Here is a 22,104-nt window from a genome sequence, read left to right as displayed (position 1 = left end):
GAACAACTTCAACTATCTTAGAAATACATTAAAATTATCTTTATAATTTACATAATCTTAACATTTCCTTAAGTATAGCTTGATATTTATCATTTTCTTTTGAACTATAATGAAGGCAAAGGAGAAGATAAGTATGGAGATTTCGAATTGGTTATCTTTGGCAGGTGGGCTTGCTTTGTTCCTCTTTGGGATGACTGTTTTGTCTGATTCGCTTGAAGAAGCTGCTGGATCTAAACTTAAGGATATATTAGAAAAACTGACAAATAGTAAACTCAAAGCGGTACTTGTAGGTATCGGTGTCACAGCTGCCTTGCAGTCATCAAGTGCGATGACTGTCATGCTCATTGGTTTTATGAATGCCGGCTTAATGAACCTACAAAGATGTATCTGGGTTGTGATGGGTTCCAATATTGGTACGACAATAACAGCACAGATGATTGCCATTAACGTAGGTGCCATTGCGCCAGTCTTTGCGGTTGTTGGTGTCTTTATGCATATGTTTGCCTCTAAGAAAAAGACAAAAACAATTGGTACGCTCTTAACAGGTTTTGGTGTTCTCTTTATGGGCTTGAGTATGATGAGTGATGCGATGGAGCCATTACAGAAGTCAAAAGCTTTTCTTCATCTCATGACAACATTATCCAATCCAATACTCGCTATTGGATTTGCAGCTGCCTTTACAGCCTTGATCCAATCATCAGGTGCTGCCATTGGTATCTTGCAGACTTTGGCAATGAAGGGCCTGATTCCTTTCTCTACAGCGGCTTTCATGGTTTGTGGCTTAAATATTGGGACATGTATTACAGCTGTGCTCGCAAGCATGAGTGGTGATCGTCGTCCTAAACGTATTGCAGCTTTCCATGTTCTCTTTAACTGCATTGGGACATTAATCTTTGTAGGCATTATTGCCTTTACACCAATCTTAAGTATTGTACAGTCTTTCAGTGTGAATGCGGCAAGTCAGATTGCTAACTTCCATACCGTCTTTAATATCGGTACAACATTCTTGTTGTTGCCTTTTGATAAGATGTTGTTGAAAGTCATCTATAAGATTATTCCTGAAAGAAGTGAAGAAGAAGCTGCTAGCTATGTATCAGAAAAGCTTCCTCGTACAAGTGCATCCTTTATTGAATAATCGTTTGCGAAGTGTTCCTTAGTGGGGACACTTTTTCTAGCTATGACAGTTGATTTTTAGAGCTTGATTTTATATAATAACGGGGTAAATCGTTGAGAAAGATTAAATTCTTAGAGGCTTAAAGAGAGAAGATGGCTGGTGAAAATCTTCAGTCGATAAGAGTGGGCTACTTTCGAGAGTGATGCAAACATCAACGTCTAACTCGCGTTAAGAGTCTTAGAGGCAGTAGAAATACTGTGAACAAGGATGGTACCACGATGAAGTCGTTCCTTTTTAGGAGCGGCTTTTTTATTTGAGGAGGACTTATGAAAAAACTAACTGGTAATCAGACAAGACAAATGTTCCTTGATTATTTTAAGAGTCAAGGTCATATGATTGAACCTGGGGCAAGTTTAATTCCCCATAATGATCCTACATTACTTTGGATCAATGCCGGTGTTGCGGCATTAAAAAAATACTTTGATGGCACAGAAAAGCCTGCCAGCAATCGTATTGCGAATGCACAGAAATCTATTCGTACAAATGATATTGAGAATGTCGGTAAGACAGCTCGACATCATACTTTCTTTGAAATGCTGGGTAACTTCTCGATTGGGGATTATTTTAAAAGAGAAGCAATTCATTTTGCCTGGGAATTCTTAACTGGTGAAGACTGGATCAATATGGATAAGGATAAGCTTTATGTAACTGTTTATACAGATGATGAAGATGCTTATCGTATCTGGACAGAGGAATGTGGTGTTGATCCCTCACATATGTGGAAGACAGATGATAACTTCTGGGAAATCGGTGAAGGTCCTGGTGGTCCTGATTCAGAAATCTTCTATGACCGTGGGGAAGCTTTCGACCCAGATCATATTGGTATTCGCTTATTGCATGAAGATTTAGAAAATGATCGATATGTTGAAGTATGGAATATCGTTTTCTCACAGTTTGACTGTAATCCAGCTATTCCTAGAAGCGAATATAAAGAATTACCACATAAGAATATTGATACAGGTATGGGTCTTGAAAGACTTGTTTCAATTATTCAGGGTGGTGAAACTAACTTTGATACCGACTTATTCTTACCAATCATTCATGCAACAGAAAAAATGTGTAATGTCAAGTATGAAGATAACAAAATGGCATATCGTGTGATTGCCGATCATATTCGTACGGTAACATTTGCCTTAAGTGATGGGGCAATGTTTGATAAAGCAGGACGTGGTTATGTTCTTCGTCGTATCTTAAGAAGAGCGGTACGTTATGGAAGAAGCTTAGGTATTGATCATGCTTTCTTATATGAACTTGTGGATGTTGTTGTAGATATTATGAAGGAATTCTATGACTATTTACCAGAAAAGGCAGAGTTCGTTAAAGCTGCTGTGAAGAAGGAAGAAGAAGCTTTTGCGAAGACATTAACACAGGGTGAAAAGCGTATTCAGAACTTTATGGATCAGGCTGATGAAAAGCTTATTGATGGTAAGACAGCCTTCATGCTTTATGATACATATGGCTTCCCAGTAGAATTAACAACAGAAATTGCCGAAGAAAAAGGCTTCGCAGTTGATTTAGAAGGCTTCCAGGAAGAAATGCGTCTCCAGCAGGAAAGAGCAAGAAATGCCCGTGGTGACTTAGAGTCATTCGCTTCACAGAAAGCAGATTTGATGGACTTCACAGAACCATCATCATTTACATATGATGATGCCCCATTAACTGCCAAAGTTATTGGTGTCTTTGAAAATGGTGTTAAGTGTGATGAAATCACATCAAAAGGTGAAGTCATCTTTGATACAACAAGCTTCTATGGCGAAATGGGTGGCCAGGTCGGTGATACTGGTGTTATTGAAAATGAAGACACATATGCCTCAGTCACAGATACAAAGAATGCCCCAAATGGACAGCACCTTCATTTTGTCGCTATTGAAAAAGGCGCTATTCGTGTGGGCGATACATTCACTTTGAAAGTTGATCAGAAGAAACGTGCTTTAATTGAAAACAATCACTCAGCAACACACTTATTAGATGCTGCCTTAAAGAAGGTTTTGGGTGAACATGTTGCTCAGGCAGGTAGTTATGTCGATAGTGAACGTTTGCGTTTCGACTTTACACATCCAGCTAAAATGACAGAAGCTGAACTGAAGGAAGTTGAAGCCTTAATCAATAAAGAAATCTTTGCCGGTATTCCTGTTGATACAGAAATTATGCCTAAAGATGAAGCTTTGAAGAAAGGTGCAACAGCTTTATTTGATGAAAAATATGGGGATGAAGTTCGTGTTGTTTCAATGGGAGATTTCTCTATTGAATTATGTGGTGGCTGCCATGTTGCGAATACAAGCCATATTGGTCTCTTCAAGATTCTGATGGAGACATCAGTTGGTTCAGGGGTAAGAAGAATTGAAGCAGTAACTTCAACAGCTGCTTATGAAGCACTTAAGCAGGAAGAAGAAACAGTCACTAAGATAGCTGAAGTACTGAAATTGAAAAACAGAGCTTCAACATTTGAGAAAGTCGAAGAATTAGTTCAGCATTACAACGCTGCTCAAAAAGAAATCGAAAAGCTTACAGCTAAGCTCAATAGCTTAGAAGCTAAAGCCAAAGCGCAAGATGTTGAAGAAGTGAATGGTAAGAAATTCCTCTACGTTCATGTTGAAAAGAATCCTAAGGATGCTAAACAGTCATGCTTTGATTATCGTGATAGCTTAGGTCATGGTGTTGTCTTAATGACATCAACATTTGAAGGCAAAAATAGCTATTATGTAGGTGTGACAAAAGATCTTACTAAAGAGCTTAAAGCGGGCGATTTAGTCAAAGCAATCAACCCAATTTTAAATGGCCGTGGTGGTGGTAAGCCAGATATGGCACAGGGTGGCTGTGAGAATTTAGATAAAATCAATGAAGCTGTGGAATTGATTAAATCTAAAATGTAAAATCCTAGTATTTTCTTTAGAATTAGTATAAAATGTGGTATAGGTAAAACAAGAGGAGTTGATTATATGGGAAAAGATTTTACACAGACAAGAGTCTTTAATTCAGAAGAATTGAAACGTGAAGTCATTCATTCCAATCTGAATACAGTCGCCCAGGCACTAGAAGAAAGAGGATATAATCCAGTTCATCAGATAGCTGGCTATCTTATCTCTAACGATCCAGCCTATATCTCTTCTCACAAGAATGCACGTTCCATCATCCAACAAATCGATCGTGATGAAATTATTGAAGAACTTGTAAAGTTCTACTTGGAGTCAGAATAATGGAAAAGATTCTTGGCTTGGACTTAGGCTCACGTACTTGTGGCATTGCGATGAGTGATGCCTTAGGTATGCTTGCACATGGAGTAGAGACATATCGCTTCCCACAGCCTGACGCCTATAAGAATTGTGCGAAACATATCAAAGAAATCGTAGAAGCAAATGATATTCATACGATTGTTCTTGGCTTACCAAAGCACATGAATGGGGATCTGGGAGAACGTGCCCAGATTTCCATTGATTTTAAGAAACGCCTCGAAGATATGATGGATGTAGAAGTTATTCTAGAAGACGAACGTTTAACAACAGTTATTGCCACGAATAATCTTTTATTTGGGGATGTCTCACGTAAAAAACGTAAACAAGTTGTTGATAAGATGGCTGCTGTTGAGATTCTTCAAGGTTATTTAGATCGTAATAGGAAGTGAGAGAAATGCACTTTAACTTCTATGATGCCTCTCACCAATTACATCATTGTTCTATTTTATTGAAACATGATATTGGGGATAAGCACTATATTCTATTTATGGATGAGAATAATGGGGATGAAGTCATTTCTGCAAGAATAGATGACGAAGGTCATCTTTTTCCTTTAACGAATGGAGAAATGGAAGAAATGCAGGATATCTTTGCGCGCTATTTACACCAGGATGAAAGAACAACAGATCATTGTCATAATTGTGTCTGTGATGAAGAGAAGTGTCCTAGCTGTGAAGATTGCCCCCATGCATCATTCTAGAAAGAGGAGAATACAATGGGACTTTTTAATCGTACAAAAACTGTTGATATCTTTTTTATTGGTTGTGATGGGACAGAAGTGGATCGTGGAATCTATTCATTTTATTTGAATGTCAATAATGGTGAACTCATCAAGAAGTCTTTTGTCAAGAGTTTGGCCAATCCAATTGCCCTCTCTAGAGCAGGACGCTGGATGTATATTACTTATCGTAATGGTACTGGTGCAGTAACGGATGGTGGTGTCTGGCAATATGCCTGTATGGAACTTCAGTTAGGTCTAGCTGCCCGTGTCCATAATGAAGGCAAAACTTATACACAGGTCATTGTTTCCCCTGATAAAACGCATGCTTATGCGATTGACTATTATAATGGGGAAATCATTACTATGCCTATTTTAAAAAGTAAGCTTGTACGTGTCAGTGAGACAAAGAAGCTTGAAGGCAAGGGAATTGATCCTATTAAGCAGACAGAAAGTCATCCTTCACAGATCCTTTTTACGCCCGATGACAAATATGTTGTTGTACTGGATATGGGTGGAGATACAATTCATGTCTATACACTTAATGAAAAAGGTTATCTTCAAGAAGATCTTGAACGTACATTGAAGACCAATCCAGGGACGGGACCTCGCAAGATGATCTTCTCTAAAGACAAGAAATATGCCTACTGTATCAATGAGATTGCCTCAACAATTACTACATATGCCTATCATGATGGACATTTCACATTATTAGAAGAAAAGCTTACCTATATCAAAGAAGATTTTGAAGGTGTCAATGTCCCAACTGATATTGTTATGACAGAAGATAATCAATATATCGCTGTGACAAATAAAGGTGATGATACTATTGTTCTCTTTGAAAGAGGGGATGATGGTTTATTAAAGCGTAAGGATCTTATTGAGACGGATGCTGGACCAGTCGCCTTGGAAATCTTTAGAGATCGTTGGCTTGTTGTTGTTAGTAAACAGGGTGGCAGTGTTGAAAGCTTTGAAATCAGAAAAAATGAGAAGCGTGGTATTCTTTTTGAAACACATTCAGCTTATGCCCTTCATGCTCCTACATGTATTGCTAAGGGAGCAGAAAATTTACGTGTTGTCTAAGACGGAGAAATCCGTCTTTTCTTGAGGAAAAATGAGGATAATGGGAAAGAATATGCTATAATCGGATAACGAAAGATGATTATTGAGGAGAATATGATATGAAGAAAATCACAAAAATTATCATTGCCATCCTACTTATCATTGTCATAGCAGTGATTGGTGGTGTGCTTTTTTATAAGACAGGGATTCAGGCTGTTTCAAACAAGAGTAAGAATGTTGTTGTTGAAGTCAAGAAAGGGACGAATGCATCCACGGTATTAAATGAACTTGATGCTAAAGGTCTCTTGAAGAATAAAATGGCGACTAAGCTCTATGTGCGTTTAGAAAAGCCTGAGCTTAAAAGTAATGCTTATCGTCTTAATACAAATATGGATGTCAAAAAGATCTTTAAGATTCTTTCTACTGGTGATAAGAAGTATATTGCCAATGGTGTCTTGACGATCACGGAAGGTGAAACGATTCCCCAGATTGCGACAAAGGTTGCTAAGTTACTTAAAACTGATCAGACAACTGTTCTTAATCAATGGAAGGATATCAATTATCTTAAGACCTTATCCAATAAGTATTGGTTTATCAATGAAGCAGATATAACAAATCCTTCTTTGCTTTATCCATTAGAAGGCTATCTCTATCCTGAAACATATTATATTAATGCTTCAAAGCCTACCCTTGATGAAATCACAACAAAGATGCTTGATACTATGGATCAGCACTTAACAGTCTATAAAGACCAGATTTCTAAGAGTGGATTTACGATGCATCAATTCTTAACACTTTCTTCAATTGTTGAAAAAGAAACTCTCTATGACAAAGACATTAGCCCTATTGCTGGCGTCTTTATCAACCGTCTCAATAAGAATATGCCTTTAGGTTCAGATATTACTATTAACTATGCCTTAGGCAGAACAGGAGTCAAGGTGACAAGTGATATGTTGAAAACACCTTCGCCATATAATACATATCTCAATAAAGGTCTGCCTGTAGGCCCAGTCGCAAGCGTACAGGACAAAACAATCAAAGGTGTTCTTAACTATACCAAGAGTGACTATCTCTACTTCTTTGCGAAAAAGGATGGCACTGTTGTTTACAGCAAGACCTATCAGGAACACCAGGAAGCAATTAAGAAATATAAGTGGTATTAAGATGAAATATTTAGAAGATTTAGAACAATCAGCATTAGATCGTGATATTCCCATCATGCAAAGAGCAGGTCTTGAAGAACTTATTAGTGAGCTATTAAAACATCAGTCTTCAACTGTTCTTGAGATTGGTTCCGCAATTGGCTATTCGGCATTAATGATGGTCAATAATGTAGATAATCTCAAAGTGGAAACGATTGAACGTGATGATGAACGATATTTAGAAGCCCATCAAAATATTCATGATTATCATCAGGATGACCATATTATTCTTCATCATGATGACGCATTATTAATGTCGACAGAAGAATTACAAGCAGCACCCTATGATTGTCTATTCATTGATGCAGCTAAAGCCCAATATCAGAAATTCTTTGAGAAATATATTCCCTATGTCAAGAAGGATGGTTTTGTCTTTGTCGATAATTTAGATTTTCATGGTATGATTTATGATATTGATCATATTAGAAATAGAAATACAAGAGCACTAGTGCGTAAGATTAAACGTTTTAGAGATTGGATTAAAAATAATGATCTTTATGATGTTGAATATCGTGAGATTGGTGATGGTATTTGTATTATTACAAGAAAGGATTTTGAATGAAACTAGCATTACATATAACCAATTGTGATTATTTAAGTGATTATCTTGATATGGGTGTCGAGATGTTTATTGTTGCTGGAGAATATGGGACATATACAACAGAACATTTCTCTCTTGAAGAGATTGAAGCCCTTCAAAAGCGGGTAAAGCATCTCTATGTGATGGTCAATGGCCTCTATGACGAACATGAATTAGACGGCTTGTTTGCCCATATAGATGCCCTGTCAGGATTATCAATAGATGGCCTGATATTTCAGGACTTTGGTGTATTGGAGTATGTGCGTGAAAAGGGCTATCATTTCGATATGATGTATAACCCTGAAACACTCAATACGAATCCTAATACACTTAATACTTTATCAACAGCAGGTGTGACAAGTGCCTTTGTGGCTAATGTCATCCCTTTAGCAGAACAGCTTGATATAAAACATCATACCAATATCCCTTTGATGCTACAAATTGCCGGGGTACAGTATATGATGAGCTCTAAACGGGCGCTCATTTCTAACTATGAAGAGGCAAGTGGAAAAGTGCTTAACCATCAACCTGGTGTCCTCACAATAAAACCCCAGGGCCTTGATTTTACATGTTATGCCTATGAGGATGAACGTGGCACAACAATCTATTCCCAGACAAGATTAATGATGCTTGATTTATTAAAGCAGGTCAGAGACTTTGATTATCTTTATATCGAAACACTCTTCATGTCACCAAGTGAAGCAATTGAAACTGTTCATGCCTATAGTGATACATTGGCTCATCTTGATGACTTATTGTATGGCAAATATGTCAAAGAATACGAACAGCTCTTACATCAGCTTAATATTCCTATGGATCGTGGTTTTATTGATGAAGCAACAATCTATCATCTCGAAGATGTGAAACGGAGGGATGCAAGTGAAAGAAATCAGTAAAATGATTGATGGCAAACGTGTCATCGTAAAGAAACCTGAATTGCTGGCGCCAGCAGGTAATTTAGAAAAATTAAAGATTGCTGTGCTCTATGGTGCGGATGCCGTCTTTCTTGGTGGCAAGGAATTCTCCTTGCGTTCAGCTGCAAGTAACTTCTCATTAGAAGATATTCGAGAAGGCGTCAATTTTGCCCATCAGCACAATAGTGATGTTCATGTAACATGTAATATCATTCTTCATAATGATAATCTAGAGGGCATTAAGGATTATCTACAGGCACTTGATGATATTGGTGTTGATGCAATTATTGTTGCTGATCCCTATATCATGATGCTTGCCAAAAGCATGCATCTTTCTCTTGAAGTGCATGTCTCAACCCAGATGTCAACGCTCAATAGCTCCGCTATTCGTTTCTATCAGCATTTAGGTATGGACCGTGTTGTCTTTGGGAGGGAAACGACTTTTGAAGACGTGAAGGTCATTCGTCAAAAATGTCCTGATATTGATTTGGAATATTTTATTCACGGAGCTATGTGTATTGCTTATAGTGGTCGTTGTATGCTTTCAAATTATTTCTCAAGACGTGATGCAAATAGGGGCGGATGTAATCAGAGTTGTCGCTGGAATTATGATCTATATGAAGATGATAAACAGGTTAATGGTGAAGGGGATGTCCCTTATACTATGGGCAGCAAGGATATGGCTTTAGTGAATCATATTCCTGAATTGATTGAATGTGGGATTGATTCCTTCAAGATTGAAGGTCGAATGAAGTCATTGCATTATATCGCTACTGTTGTTTCTACGTATCGTAAGCTTATTGATGCCTATTGTGCTGATCCAGACAACTTCGTAATAAGTGACTGGTATGAAAAAGAACTGGAGAAATCAGCTAATCGTGCGTTCTGTACAGGCTTTTTCTATGACCACCCTAAAGCAAATGAACAGCTCTATAATAACCGCGATGAACATCCAACACAGGAATTTGTAATGCGCGTTATTGATTATGATGAAGACAAACATATGATGAAGATTGAACAACGTAATTATTTCAAAAAAGGTGATCAGATAGAAATATTCTCTCCCCACCACTCCAATCTTTATTTCACTGTTGAGAAGATTTATAATGAGGATAATAGAGAGGTGGATGTTGCTAATCATCCAATGGAAATTCTCTATATTCCAATCAGTCAGAAAGTTTATGTAAATGATATGGGAAGGAAGGTTAGACATGAGTAATAAAGCCATTATCATTGGAATTGCCGGAGGGAGTGCTTCGGGCAAGACAACGATTGCAAGAAAGGTCTGTGAAGCTTTTAAGGGAAAGCACAAAGTCATCATTGTGAAGCAGGATGACTATTATAAGGATCAAAGTGATAAACCGATGAGTGAACGTCTGAAGACGAACTACGACCATCCTTTTGCCTTTGATACCGGCTTGCTTGTCGAACAGCTCAAGCGTCTTAAAAATAAGGAACATGTTGAAAAGCCTATCTATGACTATAGTGCCCATACAAGAAGTGATAAGACAGAAATTATTGAAGGAAGAGATGTGATTATCTTGGAAGGTATTTTTGTCTTAGCAGAAGAGGAAGTCCGTAATCAGTGCGATATTCTTGTTTATGTGGATACGGATAGTGATATTCGTTTTATTCGCCGTTTAAGACGTGATATTGAAGAAAGAGGTCGTACTCTTGATAATGTATGTCATCAGTATCTTTCAACGGTTCGTCCAATGCATGAAGCTTTTATTGAACCAAGTAAGAAGTATGCCCATGTCATTATTCCTAATGGTGGCGAGAATGTTGTTGCCATCGACTTGTTGGTGACAAAGATTAGGTCAATTGTTGATAAATAAAAAGAAGTATGCTATATTTACAAAAGCGAGGTGAAACACATGGATAATGTAGTACAGTTAACTATCGAAGGTAAGAAAAAGCTTGAAGATGAGCGTAAAAATCTGATTGAAGTAGAAAGACCTAAAGTCATTGAAGAAATCGCATTCGCAAGAAGCCAGGGTGACTTATCAGAAAACGCTGATTACGATGCAGCTAGAGATAAACAGGCACATATTGAAGCACGTATTAAAGAAATTGAAGTCATGCTTGAAAATGCCAAGATTATCGAAAGTGCTGATATTGATAAATCAACAGTACAGATGGGTGCAATCGTAACAATTGAAAGCTTAGATGAAAATAAAGAAGCCGCATATAAAATCGTAGGTTCATTTGAAACTGATCCATTTAATGGCAAAATCTCAAATGAATGTCCACTCGCCAAAGCAATCATTGGTCATGGTATTAATGAAATTGTATCTGTCGGTGTTGCTAAGCCTTACGAAGTACGTATCAAAGCAATTTCCTATGAAGCATAATGAGGAGCAATCCTCATTTTTTTTGCATTTAAAAAGATGGCCGAAGCCATCTTTCTAACCTAATAACATACGGTCGTTCACAAATTCTGATCCTGAAGCTTCCTCAAACTTCTTTAAGAGATCATTCACTGTGAGCTTTTTCTTTTCCTCACCTTTCACATCATAGATAATCTGACCATCATACATCATGATCAGACGATTACCTACATCAATGGCATCCTGCATATTATGCGTTACCATCATGGTCGTGAGATGCATTTCATCAACAATCTTATTTGTCAGCATAAGGACTTTTGAACTTGTTGCGGGATCAAGAGCAGCTGTATGTTCATCAAGAAGCAGAACCTTAGGCTTTGTCAATGTCGCCATCAACAAAGTAATAGCCTGGCGCTGACCACCGGATAGAAGGCCAACCTTGCTTGTCATACGTGTTTCTAGCCCTAAGCCTAGTTTCTTCAACTCTTTCTTATAATCATCAAGTTCGCTTTTCTTAACACCCCAGCTAAGCCCTCGGCGTTGACCACGTCTTGCTGCCATGGCAAGATTTTCCTGAATGCTCATGTCGGCAGCAGTACCCATCATTGGATCCTGGAAGACATGGCCAATACGACTTGCACGCTTATATTCTGGATCTAAGGAAATATCGTCATCATCAAGATAGATATGACCACAGTCAATAGGATAAACACCTGCAACCATATTCATCAGGGTTGATTTACCAGCTCCATTACCACCGATAATTGTTACAAAGTCACCATCTTCAAGTGTGAGATTGATATTCTTGAGAGCTTTCTTTTCGTTGATTGTACCAAGATTGAATGTCTTGGAAACATTCTTGATTTTAAGCATTTTTCTTATCCACCTCACTTGTTAGTCTCTTATATGTCGCTAGTTGTCTATTTCTTGCAAGGAAGTATGGTACAGCAAGAGCAATAGCAACAACGATCGCTGTTAAAAGCTTTAAGTCATCTGTTGATAAGCCCATTTGTAATACAATGGCAATAACGAAACGATAGATGACACTGCCTACAACAATGGAGAACAATCGAACAATGAAATTACGTGAGAATTTCGCAAAGATGGTTTCTCCAATAACGATTGAAGCTAAGCCAATGACGATTGCACCAATTCCCATCTTGACATCGGCATAACCTTGTTGCTGAGCCACAAGACCACCTGATAAAGCAATCAGCCCATTAGAAAGAATAGTCCCAATCATCTTTGTCATATCGGTATTGACACCAACAGCTCTGACCATATTTTCATTATTACCTGTAGCACGAATAGCATTACCAATTTCAGTGCCAAAGAACCAGTAAAGCAAAGCCACAACAAGCACAGTTACAAAGATTCCTACGACAATTGAAGCCTGTGTTGTACTGATGCCTACATCATAATGCCAGTCATAAAGACTTTTCGTACCAAGAAGGGGAATATTAGATTTCCCCATGATACGTAAATTGACGGAATAGAGACCAATCTGAGAAAGGATACCAGCAAGGATGGCTGGAATATGGCATTTTGTAAGTAAGAAACCTGTTACGAGTCCAGCTACGCATCCAGCAAGTAAGGCTGCCAGTATAGCGACAACAGGATGACCGCCATGAACAAGAATCACCGCTGCAACAGCCCCTCCTGTTGCGAACGAACCATCAACTGTTAAATCAGCAATATCCAATAAACGGAATGTAATATAGACGCCTAGCGCCATAATGCACCATAGAACGCCCTGGTTCAATGCCCCCTGTAAAGCGAGAATAAAAGTCATAAAATCATTACCTCTTTTTCAAAACTTATTTCTTTGTTGTAACGAATTCAGCTTTAGCTTTTAAGCTATCAGGAACTGTTACTTTTAATTTTTCTACCTTTTCACTATTAATTGTCAGCTTAGAATCTTTAGCACTCTGATATTCAATTGGCATTGTTGCAGGTTTGCCTTTGCCTGAAAGAATCTTGACAGCCATCTTGCCTGCCATCTTACCAAGGTTTGTATAGTCGATACCATAAGTTGCAAGACCGCCAGCTTCAACCATGCCTTTTTCACCACAGATAAGAGGAATACCAGCTTCATCAAGAATTTGAGTGACAGCAGGAATATTGGCAGCAAGTAAGTTATCAGTTGGTACATAAACAGCATCTGCTTTAATAGACTGAGCAACAGACTGAATATCATTAGAATCAGAAACTGTCTTGCGGATAGGTGTTAAGCCATTCTTCTTAGCTTCCTTAACAGCCATATCAGCCTGGAATTCTGAGTTAGCTTCACTACCTGTATACATAATGGCAACATTCTTAGCATTAGGTAATAACTGCTTTAAGAGTTTCATCTGATCAGCAACTGGTGTTAAATCAGAAGCACCGGTAACATTTGTGCCAGGTTTTTTATTAGATTTGACAAGTTTAGCACTTGCTGGATCAGTGACCGCTGAAACAACAACAGGAATATCCTGTGTCTTTTTAGCAACAGCCTGAGCAGCAGGTGTCGCAATGGCATAAATCAAATCAGGATTGCTGTTGACGAGCTGTTCAGCAATTGTTTCACAGTTACTTGCATCACCTGAAGCATTCTTGACAACAATCTTATCTTTGTTGTAGCCATTTTTCGCAAGTTCCTCTTTGAAGCCTTTGAGTGTGGCATCTAATGCATCATGCTGCATATACTGGATGACTGAAATCTTGACATCTGACTTTTTCTTTGTTGTGGAACCCCCACCACAACCAGTCAGCATAAGTCCTGCCACAAGTAAACCACTTAATACTTTTTTCATATATTTCCCTCTTCTTTCTAAAAAACAAAAAAGATCCGTCCAAGAGGGCGAATCCACGCGTTACCACCTCTAGTTCATCACCTGCTCACACAAGTAATCTCACTAGGTTATTACAACCTTTATGGGTTAACGGCCATAAACCGGACTACCTTTTTGAGGTACCAACTCCGTGGTGAATTCGGGATCTCTTGCGTATTACTTGCACCAACCGTAATATCTCTTATGCCACAAAATCCGTACTCTGTCACTTCTCTGTCTTTTTAAATATAACAACATTATGTCTAAAGTATGCTTCTTTGTCAATGAAATTATAAAAAAGGTGAATATATTCCTAATATTTCTAAAAAAGCGACAAAGAGCAAAAGAAAAAAACAATGGTGTGAACACCATTGTTTAATAGATTGTTCTGATAAGAACAGCTTTAGAGCTTGGAGTTTGCTTTTTCTTATCAAATGTCTTAATAACTGAATATTCCACAGTATCACCACGATCAACTTCTTGATCATCGTAAATATAATCTCCCTGAAGGAAGAACAGGTTATCTTCTTCTGTAGGTAAGCCAATCGAACCGAATCTCTTAGCAGCATTGTAGTAAACAACGCGACCTTCATGTCTTTCAATATATCGATTTAAATGTCTCATGATTTCATTATAGAACAGATCATAGAGATAGCTTGCACTATAAGCGTCATATTCACTTACATCAACATCAACCTCATAAGACTTTTCTTTTTCTTCTTCTAACTTCTTAATCATGGCACTACCAAGCTTATAGGCTTTTTCTTCACCTTTTTCTTTAGCAAGTTCAGTGATTTTCTTGTAACAATCAATAAAGACATAATTAAATCCGTCACGGAAGAATTCATAGAAAAGCTGTGTATAAGCGATATTTTCACGACCTGTATGCAAGTAAAGATCATAAAGAATTTCTTGGAAGTTAACAGCTCTGAATTTATCCTTTAAGGCAATAAAGATATTTTCAGCTTCCTCATAACGACCAAGTTTAACAAGCGCACTTGCTTTATAATACTGTACCCAGTTGAGATTGTTATAATGCCACTTTAAAGGTAAACCAGTAGCAATTTGAGCCTGCTTCAAGCATTCTGAATAATTGCCAATTTCATAAAGGGCACGAACCTTCATGCGATACCATTTTTCCTTTTTACTTTCAAATTCCTTTCCTTCTTTGTTGACAAATGGTGTGTCTTCTAAAGTAGGGGCATCAAGATTATCAAGTAAATCAGATAATTTCTTATAATCTACAGGATTTTTCTTGCTTTCATACTTAATAGCTTTATTGATGGCTGCTTCTAAAGGTGAATATCTTTCCTGGCGACAATGGCTTGCGATTTCCGCAAGGATGTCATAGAAAAGTTTTTCATTTTCAGCAATCTTTTCGTCATCAATATTGATATAACGATTATAGAGGGCATAACCATAGTAATTGATATATCCACTTAATTCAGGACACTGTTCGAGAAAAGTACGACCGACTTCAATCGCTTGATCTTCCTTTCCTTGATTCTTTAGTTCCTTTACATAATCTGATGCCTGAAAATCGTTGAAGCTTGTTGGATCTTCATTAAAACGTTCATTGTAGGCAGTCAAATCTTTTACTTTCTTTTCATCCACTCAAATCACCTCTAGTTAATATTATAACAAAATCTTTTCATATTTAAAGAAAATAATCGTATGAAAAAAGGGGCTGTCCCACCCGACACATGGCAGTGAAGGGAGGTGAAGCCATATGAGCGAATTACTAGTGACCTTTCTTCTATCCGTCTTGGCAGGCATTGTAGCCTACTACATCTGCAAATGGTTGGACAGATAGCAAGGACAGCCAGCCTTAGGCTTAAGCCACCTAGCCACAAACGGAATAGAAAACCCCAGGTCTCGCACGCCTGGGGTTTTTGTTTTGTGCCACATGAGCACTAGCAACCTTTTTCAGCTAAGATGATAGCATATTAAAAAATATTTTTCAATTCTCTACCACCATTTGTACACTGTCTTTTTATCCAGTCCGGTATCTCGAATGCAGGTGGCTTTTTCGCCATTCTCAAATGTAGTGATTACTTACGATAATTTCTTTTATTTCTCTCAATTCGTATATCTGCTCGATAGGACATTTTATTTATTGGATACGTAAACCATCCGCTATCATATCCTTCAAGTGCTGATAATACATCCGCTTCAGTAAACGGATCTGACAGACAGACTTCATGAGATATTTGGATTCAGAACAAACCATGAAATCACATCGGAAAAAAACATGAAAAAAATTATAAAACAAACAAAAAATATTACGAGAAATTAAAACATAAAAAGAATGGAAAAAATAGCGATTATACTGCCAAATTTACCATTCTTTTTTGATTTCAGCTATCAAATTCAGGATTGTATAACAAATAGTTAAGTGAAAATGTTTTGAGAAGCTCCTTAAAACCTATATTTGTCTGTTATGTGAAAAGTGGTCTTTTATTAATAAAAATTATCCAAAGGCTATTTTGGCAGCAGTTAATGCAAAAACTTCATCACCTGGTAAAGGAGAAATAATAGTGATGCCTACTAAAATACCAGCAGCAATCATTGCCGCATAATTTCTTTGTGCAAGATTCTTTTTTCCTTTTGCTTTGTGAACTCGTACTTTTCCATTAGTATACACATGATCATGACTTCCATCTTTGTATACTCTTGTCCATCCTTTTCCTCCGTGCATCTTGCCATCTGGAACCCAAACTCTACCTTTATCATCTGCCCATCCATAATCGTTAGATTTAGGAGCTCTTTTCTTCTTTTTTCCTTTTGTTTTCTTGTCTGGGTTATAGCCATTTTTCTTAGAAGGTTTTTCGCTAAAACCATTTTTTCCTTGAACCGTCGTAAAAAGAGAAAATCTATTATTAGGTACACTTATTGAAAATACAAGCAATATAGCAATAACTAAAATACTAAAAAAGCCTTTTTTCATTAATTTCATAATTTTTCTTCTCTTCTACTTTCCTACCAATTCATCGTTTGTAAACCTTTCTCTAAAATCCTTGTTCTCATAATTATATATTTTATCTTCTTCTATGTACCTTTTATTTAAATTGTTATAGAGATTTTCTCCATCTTCAAAATCATTAATAAAATACTCTTTAATAGACTTAAAAGGCAAATGAAATCCATATTTTTCGCACAACTTAATACAGTAATTCATCCCCTCAAATAAAACAACAACAGATTTTTCATTATCTTCATCCCCAAGAACTTCATAAACATAATCTTCAAAGTATTCATCATATAACCGACTTATGAAATATTTGAAATCCTTTTTATCAATTGTCACTAATGATTTATAATCCATACTAATCCCCTTTCTTTAAAATATATAAATAAATTATAGTATATCTATCTATAGATTTTAACAAAAAATGTAGTTTTCAAAAAATAGATATAGAAACACATTGTTTTGATAGGTAAACTACTCCGACTTCTAGGAGTCGGAGTAGTTTACGAAGTATTAAGTCTTTATTCAGGAAAATCTACTTATTATCACCTAAAGAGGCTCATATGCGAAATTTGAGCGTTTTAAGAGCATCTAAGTTCCTATCTTCTGTAGACCTCTCTTCTGTGCCCTATCGTCAGTGCCAGTATGACAAGCCTTTCGTCCTCTATCTCGCACAGCAGTCGATAGTCTCCTATCCTGTGTTGTATCAGTCTCTTCAGGCACTTCTGCTTCGCTGTAATAGTTCTCCGATTCTGTCAAAGGTATGCGCTCCTTTCTCTTTCAGTCTTGCGCCCAACTCCTTAAGCTGTTCTGAAAGTTGTTTTATGAGATTGTTCTTCTCTCGTATCTCTCGACTTGCATATCCATCGTGAATGGTCGGTATCTGGTCAATGCCCTGTTCCGCATATGAGCGGTGGTCTATCTGCTGTTCTGGCACCAAATACTCGTACGCTTCTTACTTTCGCAAACTGTTGGAGCGCTCAGATAAAAAACCTCAGTAGCTGACTGAGATTTTGCTTTTGTTTGCGCTTTTTATAAAAAATATTCTTCTATCCCCACCATTTATCTATAGTTACTCTGCTCAATCCAGTATCTCTATGACACTCAATTTTCTTACCATCAGGATTGTTTTTTTTCCATTCTTCGACAATATCTTTCTTTGGCTTTCGACCATTACCAATTTTATTCCAAGTTGTATTTTGATTAATTTCATCTCTAACGAAGTTCATCATCTTCACATGGTCTTTTTGCTTACGATAGTTCCGCTTATTTCGTTCGATTCGTATATCGGTTAATTTTTCAATATCATCAATTTTGAAATTGTAATATTCTCTTGAATACATCTCTAAGGCTGACTTCATGTCATCTTCCGTTAGCGGATTTGAATGCTTTGACTTAGAAACAATCAAAAAATCTTCTGCCATATCTTTTTTTAGTTTTTTTAATGGCACATCACACTTACTGGCATAAATACTCATGCACATTAAATAAAAATATCTATGACCACCTTTGATTTGAGATACATGAGTTCGCCACCACTCATAAAGTGCGTATCCTTGTTTGCCCTTAATATCCCATTTTTTAAGCCTTTTATCTCCCTCTACAACAACACGCTGATACCATTCCGGATATTGCTCTTTTGCTTGTTCTTTGGTTATTTTTGACGGTCTAAATGGCTTATTTATATCAACTTGATTCTCTTTTTTATCGCAATAAGCATTTAGATCAGCAAGAGTTACACGCTCGCCAGTTCTAAATGCAACTACTTCTGTATCATGTTTTCCATTTATGCTGCCAACCATTCTAAAGCCTTGATTGATTGACTGATACTGTATCTGCTTTTCTTTGGAAGTGACTGTTGGATTCCAAAACCTAAAAGTAAGGTCGTACTTTAGCGACTTCAACTGTACTTTGACATTCGGATATAAGTCTATCGGTTCTTTGAATACATAGTATAAGTGCAGTCCTGTCCCACTTGCTACGATGTAAGTTGGCATTGGTATTGAACGGATTTGACTAGGTGGCATAGTTGTTAAATACATGATGTTATCCAATTCTTTCTCCCCTACACCGTCTAAATCAAAGATTAAAGCGTGCATTCTTTGAGCGTTTTCTAATTTATTGGTTCTACCTCTATAGCTCAACCCACCACATAAGGTCATTGAATTACACTCAATATAATTCATATAATCCTCTTCCCATGTATCATTAAGCATCACTCGTCTTTTCATTTTCTTATTTTCATCTTGATACAAGTAAATCGCATTAGGTTTACTAAAATCTGTATTTAATTCTCCCTCATTCTCATTATTTGGGAAAATATCTCTATAAAAATCACACCCATTTACCTGCTCGTACTGACTAGAAAGAAACTGACAAACTATCTCATAATCACTCATAAAATCACCTCGCTTTTGGAACACACCCTTAAGAATTATTCAACAGTAACAGATTTAGCCAGGTTACGAGGCTTATCGACATCAGCACCTTTAATTTTTGCTGTATGATAAGCGATGAGCTGAAGTGGGATGGCCACTAAGACAGATGTAAGAAGTGGATCAACATGAGGTAAGTTATATTTGTTTTTAATGCCTTCAGCATCCTGATCATCGGTTGTAAAGAGAATGACATCCGCACCTCTCGCAATTGTTTCCTGGATATTGGAAATTGTCTTTGCTGCAACATTAGGCTGTGTAGCAACAGCAATGACAACTGTACCAGGTTCAATAAGGGCGATAGGGCCATGTTTTAATTCCCCAGCAATATAAGCATCGGCATGAACATAAGAAACTTCCTTAAGCTTAAGAGCACCTTCAAGCACGGATGCATAATCTAGACTACGACCAATAAAATAACAATCATGTTGATTTCTTAATAATTCAGCATAGGAAGCAAAGATATCTTCGTCCTTAATAATATTTTCAACATACATTGGTAAGTCCTTTAACTGATCAAGGGCTTTTGTATCAATTGGCTTGTTGAGACGTTCAGCAATATAGAAAGCAAGCAGTGTTAATAAAACAAGCTGGGTTGTATAAGCTTTTGTTGATGCAACAGCAATTTCAGGACCAGCAGCTGTATAGAGTGTATACTTTGCATCTCTTGAAATTGTTGAACCTAAAACATTGGCAATAGCGATTGTTGTACAGCCTTTCTTGTTGGCCAAACGTAAAGCAGCAAGGGTATCAGCTGTTTCTCCTGATTGTGAGACAAAGATACATAATGTATGTTCATCAATGATTGGGTCATTATATCTGAATTCTGATGCAACCTGTGTCATAACAGGTAGCTTTGTGGCTTTTTCAAGAATATTGGCCCCACATAGACAAGCATGGTAGGCTGTTCCACAGGCTACAAAATAGACTTTATTGAAAGTGGAGAAGTCAATGCCATCAAGTTTAGGTAAAGTCACTGTATGGCCATCAAGACGACCTCTTAATGTTTCATTAATGACATGAGGCTGTTCATTAATTTCTTTCAACATATAAGTATCATAGCCATTTTTCTGAGCAGCTTCTAAATCATAGGGGATTGTTGTCATCTCTTTCGTAATGCTTTCACCTGTACGACTAAAGAAATCACAGCTATCAGCAGTCAACAAGGCAAGTTCATTATCGCCTAAGAAATACACATCTTTAGTATAAGCTAGAAGAGCAGGTGTATCGCTTGCCGCAACATACCCTTCCTTTGTCTTACCAATAACTAAAGGGCTATCCTTCTTTGCTACAACAATACGATCTGGTTCATTTGTTGAAATAGCACATAATGCATAAGAACCATCAATACAGTTCAAGACTTTCATCATCGCTTCCATTAAGTCCCCATCATAGAAGTAGTCAAGTGCCTGTACAACAACTTCAGAATCTGTTTCTGACTGGAAAGTATAACCTTTAGAAAGCAAGATTTCCTTAAGTTCTTTGTAGTTTTCAATAATACCATTATGAACAATTGATAAAGTATTTTTCGCATTTGTATGAGGGTGAGAGTTAAGGTTAGATGGGACACCATGGGTTGCCCAACGTGTATGACCAATACCAACATGACCAGTCATATCATAGTTTTTTAATTCTTCTTCAAGATTCGCAAGTCTTCCTTTTCTCTTCACGGTTGTGAGCTTCTTGTTTAAGATTGTGACGCCCGCAGAGTCGTAGCCACGATATTCAAGATGGGCTAAGCCCTGCATTAAAAATGGGAGAGCTTCACCATGGCCTACATAAGCAGTAATTCCACACATATTCATTTCCTCCTTGTGTTAAGCATGATGAGTACCTGATAAGATCTGTTGGAGAATCACTTCTCGTTTTTGCTTATCGCTTAGGCAGTACTATGCCTCTAGATCACCCGCCGAATTTTCGATCAATCTAGTCCTCGTCAACTCTTAAGAGTTCTGGCGCTATGCTTTATTAACATCATGCCTTGTCTATTATAGGAATACATATTGAATTGACAAGGCTTTTCAGGTGTTTTTCATAATATGTAAATATGTATCTTGAATTTGACGAAAAAAATGAAAATTTAGGTGAGAAATTTGTGTATTTCTAGCGAATATATATATGAGGGGGTTAGTTTTATGAGTACAAGTGAACATATAAAATTATTGCATCATTCATTAAGACAATTGGAGAAGAAGGGAGGTTATGATGCTGATAAATATGCTCAATCACTATTACAAATGACAAAAGAACTTGAATTCTTTTATTGCACTAAAGCCAAAGGTAAGAATCCAGACCATATCTACTATTATTTAAATAGACGTCCAGTCGTCCATAGTCTTGCTTATTTTAATCTTTCAAGAGGTTATCCCTAAGGAATTGAGGGATGGACATTGGTGTTATGTGGTGAAAGATTTTGGTGTCAAGATGTTGATTGTGCCATGTACATCATTAAAAGAGGATTCCAAGGGTGTCGATGAACGTTTTCAGAAGGATATTGAGATTGTTTGTGAGGGTAAAGTGATGCATGTCAGATTACAGATTAGTGATATGCGTTGTGTAGATGTTATGCGACTTGATGAACGTAAGCCTTTTTATGAGGTTATTAGTCCCCAAGAGGATATTCATCAGTATATTGCTTCAAGAATATTTGATAATTAAGGGATAGTGGATTAGAATGC

At 37.2% G+C, this 22,104-nt stretch carries 24 protein-coding genes and 1 other annotated feature; of the genes, 14 read left to right on the top strand and 10 right to left on the bottom strand.

All coding sequences use genetic code 11. The features are described from left to right. Window positions 1-133: 133 nt before the first annotated feature. The 12 genes from FYJ79_RS00420 (at window position 134) to greA (ending at window position 11,237) form a co-directional block, all read left to right on the top strand. On the top strand, window positions 134-1,135 hold the full coding sequence (locus FYJ79_RS00420; protein ID WP_154514019.1) for a Na/Pi cotransporter family protein: 1,002 nt from the start codon (window positions 134-136) through the stop codon (window positions 1,133-1,135). A gap of 83 nt (window positions 1,136-1,218) precedes the next feature. Beyond that, window positions 1,219-1,409 (top strand) — a binding site (T-box leader). Window positions 1,410-1,440: 31 nt separating this feature from the next. Further along, window positions 1,441-4,047 (top strand): alanine--tRNA ligase, encoded by a 2,607-nt coding sequence (alaS, locus tag FYJ79_RS00415; RefSeq protein WP_154514018.1) that lies wholly within the window; start codon window positions 1,441-1,443, stop codon window positions 4,045-4,047. Between the two features lie 66 nt (window positions 4,048-4,113). After that, window positions 4,114-4,371, top strand: a complete 258-nt coding sequence (locus FYJ79_RS00410; RefSeq protein WP_033163508.1) for an IreB family regulatory phosphoprotein — start codon at window positions 4,114-4,116, stop codon at window positions 4,369-4,371. Then, entirely contained in the window at window positions 4,371-4,796 is a 426-nt protein-coding gene (ruvX, locus tag FYJ79_RS00405) for a Holliday junction resolvase RuvX (RefSeq protein ID WP_154514017.1), read from the top strand. The genes FYJ79_RS00410 and ruvX overlap by 1 nt, the downstream gene beginning before the upstream one ends. Before the next feature lie 5 nt (window positions 4,797-4,801). Further along, entirely contained in the window at window positions 4,802-5,107 is a 306-nt protein-coding gene (locus FYJ79_RS00400; protein ID WP_154514016.1) for a hypothetical protein, read from the top strand. Between the two features lie 15 nt (window positions 5,108-5,122). Next, window positions 5,123-6,208: a lactonase family protein gene (locus FYJ79_RS00395; RefSeq protein ID WP_154514015.1), complete on the top strand. Its 1,086-nt coding sequence runs from the start codon at window positions 5,123-5,125 to the stop codon at window positions 6,206-6,208. 98 nt (window positions 6,209-6,306) lie between these two features. Next, entirely contained in the window at window positions 6,307-7,350 is a 1,044-nt protein-coding gene (mltG, locus tag FYJ79_RS00390) for an endolytic transglycosylase MltG (RefSeq protein WP_154514014.1), read from the top strand. Window position 7,351: 1 nt separating this feature from the next. Then, window positions 7,352-7,951: an O-methyltransferase gene (locus FYJ79_RS00385; RefSeq protein ID WP_154514013.1), complete on the top strand. Its 600-nt coding sequence runs from the start codon at window positions 7,352-7,354 to the stop codon at window positions 7,949-7,951. Then, window positions 7,948-8,865: a peptidase U32 family protein gene (locus FYJ79_RS00380; protein WP_154514012.1), complete on the top strand. Its 918-nt coding sequence runs from the start codon at window positions 7,948-7,950 to the stop codon at window positions 8,863-8,865. The genes FYJ79_RS00385 and FYJ79_RS00380 overlap by 4 nt, the downstream gene beginning before the upstream one ends. After that, entirely contained in the window at window positions 8,849-10,102 is a 1,254-nt protein-coding gene (locus FYJ79_RS00375) for a U32 family peptidase (protein ID WP_321043413.1), read from the top strand. The genes FYJ79_RS00380 and FYJ79_RS00375 overlap by 17 nt, the downstream gene beginning before the upstream one ends. Continuing rightward, the gene (gene udk, locus FYJ79_RS00370) at window positions 10,095-10,721 is read left to right on the top strand and encodes a uridine kinase (RefSeq protein WP_154514010.1); all 627 of its coding nucleotides are present in this window, start codon (window positions 10,095-10,097) and stop codon (window positions 10,719-10,721) included. Before FYJ79_RS00375 ends, udk begins: the two co-directional genes overlap by 8 nt. Window positions 10,722-10,760: 39 nt before the next feature. Continuing rightward, window positions 10,761-11,237 (top strand): transcription elongation factor GreA, encoded by a 477-nt coding sequence (gene greA / locus FYJ79_RS00365; protein ID WP_154514009.1) that lies wholly within the window; start codon window positions 10,761-10,763, stop codon window positions 11,235-11,237. 54 nt (window positions 11,238-11,291) lie between these two features. Here the strand turns inward: greA and FYJ79_RS00360 are convergent, their stop codons facing one another. From FYJ79_RS00360 to glmS, 10 genes are all read right to left on the bottom strand, one after another. Further along, window positions 11,292-12,086 (bottom strand): ABC transporter ATP-binding protein, encoded by a 795-nt coding sequence (locus FYJ79_RS00360; protein WP_154514008.1) that lies wholly within the window; start codon window positions 12,084-12,086, stop codon window positions 11,292-11,294. Continuing rightward, on the bottom strand, window positions 12,079-13,005 hold the full coding sequence (locus FYJ79_RS00355) for an ABC transporter permease (RefSeq protein ID WP_154514007.1): 927 nt from the start codon (window positions 13,003-13,005) through the stop codon (window positions 12,079-12,081). The genes FYJ79_RS00360 and FYJ79_RS00355 overlap by 8 nt, the downstream gene beginning before the upstream one ends. A 25-nt stretch (window positions 13,006-13,030) precedes the next feature. Then, window positions 13,031-14,005, bottom strand: coding sequence for an ABC transporter substrate-binding protein (locus FYJ79_RS00350; RefSeq protein WP_154514006.1), 975 nt, complete (start codon window positions 14,003-14,005; stop codon window positions 13,031-13,033). A 393-nt stretch (window positions 14,006-14,398) separates the two neighbouring features. Continuing rightward, complete coding sequence (locus FYJ79_RS00345; RefSeq protein ID WP_277637156.1) at window positions 14,399-15,637, bottom strand: hypothetical protein; 1,239 nt, start codon at window positions 15,635-15,637, stop codon at window positions 14,399-14,401. 856 nt (window positions 15,638-16,493) lie between these two features. Continuing rightward, on the bottom strand, window positions 16,494-16,979 hold the full coding sequence (locus tag FYJ79_RS00340) for a polymorphic toxin type 37 domain-containing protein (protein ID WP_154514005.1): 486 nt from the start codon (window positions 16,977-16,979) through the stop codon (window positions 16,494-16,496). A gap of 15 nt (window positions 16,980-16,994) precedes the next feature. Next, the gene (locus FYJ79_RS00335) at window positions 16,995-17,348 is read right to left on the bottom strand and encodes a hypothetical protein (RefSeq protein ID WP_154514004.1); all 354 of its coding nucleotides are present in this window, start codon (window positions 17,346-17,348) and stop codon (window positions 16,995-16,997) included. A 242-nt stretch (window positions 17,349-17,590) separates the two neighbouring features. Next, window positions 17,591-17,710 carry a type II toxin-antitoxin system RelE family toxin gene (locus FYJ79_RS00330; protein WP_154514166.1) on the bottom strand — a complete coding sequence of 40 codons (120 nt, stop codon included), beginning with the start codon at window positions 17,708-17,710 and terminating at the stop codon, window positions 17,591-17,593. Beyond that, window positions 17,707-17,928: a MobA/MobL family protein gene (locus tag FYJ79_RS12775; RefSeq protein WP_195836970.1), complete on the bottom strand. Its 222-nt coding sequence runs from the start codon at window positions 17,926-17,928 to the stop codon at window positions 17,707-17,709. Before FYJ79_RS12775 ends, FYJ79_RS00330 begins: the two co-directional genes overlap by 4 nt. Before the next feature lie 112 nt (window positions 17,929-18,040). Further along, the gene (locus tag FYJ79_RS00320) at window positions 18,041-19,390 is read right to left on the bottom strand and encodes a hypothetical protein (RefSeq protein WP_154514002.1); all 1,350 of its coding nucleotides are present in this window, start codon (window positions 19,388-19,390) and stop codon (window positions 18,041-18,043) included. Window positions 19,391-19,425: 35 nt separating this feature from the next. Further along, entirely contained in the window at window positions 19,426-21,225 is a 1,800-nt protein-coding gene (glmS, locus tag FYJ79_RS00315; RefSeq protein WP_154514001.1) for a glutamine--fructose-6-phosphate transaminase (isomerizing), read from the bottom strand. A gap of 336 nt (window positions 21,226-21,561) precedes the next feature. Here glmS and FYJ79_RS12475 point away from each other — a divergent pair, with 336 nt between their 5' ends. Further along, window positions 21,562-21,798 (top strand): hypothetical protein, encoded by a 237-nt coding sequence (locus tag FYJ79_RS12475; protein WP_229771271.1) that lies wholly within the window; start codon window positions 21,562-21,564, stop codon window positions 21,796-21,798. A gap of 31 nt (window positions 21,799-21,829) precedes the next feature. Next, window positions 21,830-22,084 (top strand): hypothetical protein, encoded by a 255-nt coding sequence (locus tag FYJ79_RS12470; protein WP_229771270.1) that lies wholly within the window; start codon window positions 21,830-21,832, stop codon window positions 22,082-22,084. The last annotated feature ends 20 nt before the right edge of the window (window positions 22,085-22,104 follow it).

Source organism: Sharpea porci, assembly GCF_009695655.1.
Classification (GTDB): domain Bacteria; phylum Bacillota_I; class Bacilli_A; order Erysipelotrichales; family Coprobacillaceae; genus Sharpea; species Sharpea porci.
Note: the sequence above shows the minus strand (reverse complement) of the source record. Positions and strands in the feature narration are given on the sequence as shown.